Here is a 2,705-nt window from a genome sequence, read left to right as displayed (position 1 = left end):
ATGATGCCGGAACGGCCGCCACCGACGCCGCAGGCGTAGGACAGGCCGAGGTCATGGGCATTGCCGGAAGCGTCCTGGTGGACGGCGATCAGGCACGGCACGCCGCCGCCCTTCTGATATTCGCCGCGCACGGTGTGGCCCGGGCCCTTCGGCGCGACCATTAGAACGTCGACGGTGGACTTCGGCTCGATCAGGCCGAAATGAACGTTGAGGCCGTGGGCAAAGGCAATCGCGGCGCCGTCACGGATGTTGGCGGCGATGTGGTCGCGGTAGATGTCGGCCTGCAGTTCGTCCGGCGTGGCCATCATCATCAGGTCGGCCCAGGCGGCAGCATCCGCCACGGTCATGACCTTGAAGCCGTCGGCTTCGGCCTTCAGGGCCGTGGTGGAACCCTCGCGCAGGGCAACGGCGATTTCGGTGCAGCCGCTGTCCTTCAGGTTCATCGCATGGGCGCGGCCCTGGGAGCCGTAGCCGATGACGGCGACCTTCTTGGATTTGATCAGGTTCAGATCGGCGTCACGATCATAATAAACGCGCATGGGGTGTCCTTTCTCCCGTTTGCATTCTGTTTGTTGTCTGTCAGGCCGGGTTTGATGCCGGTCTTGTTGTGTCTGGTGGTCCCAGTTTGTCCGGTGACCGGGGCGTTACGCCCCGAACAGCCGGTAAAAGCGGTCAACGGCCGTTTCGGCCTGGGATTTCAGGTCCTTTTCGGCCGGGCTGGCAGTCTCGCCGAGAAGCAGGCGGATGTGCACGTCCCGCACAGCCAGGCCGTAGAGCACCTGATAGGCATCCTCCGCCTGGTCGAATTTCAAAAGGCCGTGGCGGCGGCCGCTTTCCAGCATGGTGCGGGCGCGGGCGGAAATCATGTGCTTGCCGCGCACCAGCAGCAGCTGGCCGAGCCGGTTGGAATTGGTGTTGCTCTGTCCGATGGACAGGCGGTTGAGCGCCAGCGAGGTCTCGGAAAAGAGAACGCCCAGCAGGGCCTCGACAAAGGCGGTGACATGGGCGCGGAAGGTCGCCGCGTCCGCCGTCGCGCCGGCTTCGGAGGGGAACTGCACCTGGCTTGCCTGGAAGGCGACGACGGCGGCCAGCAGGCCGTCCCGGTCGCCGAACCACTTGTAGAGGCTTTCCTTGGAGCAGCTTGCCGTGCGGGCAAGACCGGCGGTCGTCAGCGCCTTTTCGCCGCCTTCCACCAGCAGCGTCAGTGCATGCTGCAACACCACTTGCTGGCGCGGCGAAAACTCGGGCGCGGCGTCAAGGCGGGATGTGGCGATGTCATAGGCGGCGGCAGGCATGTGTCTCAGATCGGTCCGGCAGTGCCCTGAGGGGCAGGTTGAATTCAGTGGTGAACCGTACGGTACGGTTCGGCTGTGGTTATGGCACTGCAGCACAGTGAGGTCAAGAGGGTGGGTTTGAAAATTTGCGTTTTCAGCGGAGCAGGTATCCGATGCAGTCTGCCGTCCGCTCAGGATATCTCGGCCTCTGCCGTCTTCCTCAGCCAATCGATCACGACTTGCGCCGTGTCCGGATTGCGGCTGCGGTGCGACAGGGAAATGTAGAAACGGCTGTTCGGGTGCATCACCGGCAGGCCGAAGGGGACCAGAAGGCCGCGTTTGACGTGGTCGCCATTGGTCGAGCGCCAGCCCAGCATGATCCCCCGGCCGGACAGGGCCGCCTGGGCGGCCTGGACATAGTTCGAGAACCTCAGGCCTTTTGCGGACTTGGCCGGCTTCTGGCCGGTGTGGGCGAAATAGTCGGACCAGGTCATCCAGTTGGGGTCCGGGAAGTCCACATGGATGAGCGGGACGGTGGCGAGATCCTTGCTTTCTCCCGCAAGGCGTTCTGAGAGATTTGGCGAACAGACCGGCTCAATCAGTTCATCGAAGAGATGTTGCGTCTCGCCGTCGCTCCACTTGCCGCCGCCGAAGCGGATCGCGATGTCTGTGCCGGGTGCCATACGCGGCGCTTCCAGTTGTGTCGTCTGGACATTCACCACGATGTCGGGATGGTCGAGATAAAAGGCCTCCAGCCGGGGCATCAGCCAGTAGGTGGCAAAGCCTATGGTACAGGCGACGGTGACCGAGGCGCCCGCGTGACTGGCAAGCGCATGTATGTCGCCGATTGCCTCGCTCAACCGTTCCCGGTTTTCGACGACCGCCTTCAGAAGAATGTCACCGGCCTCCGTCAGCCTTGCCGGGCGTGTGCTGCGGTCGAAAAGCGCCGTGCCGATGTGCTCTTCCAGTTGCCGCAGCGCCTGGCTGATGGCGGACTGCGAGACATTGAGTTCGGCCGCGGCCTGTTTGGCGCTGCCGGCCCGTTGGACCGTTTCGAAGACATTTAGCAGGCGGAGCGGCGGCAGTCGTTTCATGGAGCGGTTCAAGTTTAGATTCTGATTAAGTTATCTTGCGTTTTTATCATCTTTTCAAATCGGTCCTGCAAGCGCTATTTCCCGAAAAAGACAGTCAAGTTAGGCGGTTGGTCAAAGCCATCCTCCGTAATTCCTGAAGGCTTTGTGATTAAGTTAATCGGAGGAAGAGAATGCTCGGAACAGGTGAAACCGGCGCTTTGCTGGGCGAGAACGGCCTGGAAGTTCCGCTGAAGAACGGCGAAACCGCGTATTTCAATTATTACTGGCTGCGGGACAATTGCCCGGCTTCCTTCGATCCGGAAACCCGCGAACGGGTGTTCGACATTTTTGCCGAAGA

At 61.7% G+C, this 2,705-nt stretch carries 3 protein-coding genes; all 3 read right to left on the bottom strand.

Translation table 11 applies throughout. The features are described 5' to 3' along the window. A partial coding sequence (locus ACQY7U_RS17915; RefSeq protein WP_428647255.1) for an NAD(P)-dependent oxidoreductase occupies positions 1–539 on the bottom strand: 539 nt, incomplete at its 3' end. Positions 540–644: 105 nt separating this feature from the next. Next, positions 645–1,295 (bottom strand): TetR/AcrR family transcriptional regulator, encoded by a 651-nt coding sequence (locus ACQY7U_RS17910; RefSeq protein WP_428647253.1) that lies wholly within the window; start codon positions 1,293–1,295, stop codon positions 645–647. Between the two features lie 170 nt (positions 1,296–1,465). Continuing rightward, a complete protein-coding gene (locus ACQY7U_RS17905) occupies positions 1,466–2,368 on the bottom strand; it encodes a LysR substrate-binding domain-containing protein (protein WP_428647250.1) in 903 nt (300 codons plus the stop codon). Between the last annotated feature and the right edge of the window lie 337 nt (positions 2,369–2,705).

Source organism: Roseibium sp. (assembly GCF_050301095.1).
Taxonomy (GTDB): domain Bacteria; phylum Pseudomonadota; class Alphaproteobacteria; order Rhizobiales; family Stappiaceae; genus Roseibium.
Note: the sequence above shows the minus strand (reverse complement) of the source record. Positions and strands in the feature narration are given on the sequence as shown.

Excerpts from the sequence above, each read along its gene's own strand:
- ACQY7U_RS17910 (WP_428647253.1), bottom strand. The coding sequence starts at position 1,295 with ATGCCTGCCGCCGCCTATGACATCGCCACATCCCGCCTTGACGCCGCG.
- ACQY7U_RS17905 (WP_428647250.1), bottom strand. The coding sequence starts at position 2,368 with ATGAAACGACTGCCGCCGCTCCGCCTGCTAAATGTCTTCGAAACGGTC.